Genomic DNA, 255 nt, shown 5'->3' with positions numbered 1-255 from the left:
GAACGGGTGCAGCCGCCCCGCCATAACCACCAGGTCAGCGAAGCGCAACAAATGAGAAGCTGGTGAGGGCAAAGCCCTCTTTTTAGAGTTGAACACGTCTAGGCTTCATCCCGACACGTCTGTGTCGGAGATGAGCATTGATCAATGAGAACGATCAAGCCAATCGAGCTATTAGTACCGGTAAGCTTCACACATTGCTGCGCTTCCACACCCGGCCTATCAACGTGGTCGTCTTCCACGGCTCTGATAGGGAAT

The 255-nt window shown here is 53.3% G+C and carries 1 rRNA gene; it reads right to left on the bottom strand.

Annotated features, from left to right (window positions below):
• Window positions 1–150 precede the first annotated feature (150 nt).
• A 23S ribosomal RNA gene (locus IB244_RS31800) occupies window positions 151–255 on the bottom strand; the annotation flags it as partial.

Origin of the sequence: Rhizobium sp. RHZ02 (assembly GCF_014851575.1) — a bacterium.
Classification (GTDB): Bacteria; Pseudomonadota; Alphaproteobacteria; order Rhizobiales; family Rhizobiaceae; genus Rhizobium; species Rhizobium altiplani.
The sequence above is the reverse complement of the archived record's forward strand: the minus strand, read 5'-3'. Positions and strand labels throughout refer to the sequence as shown.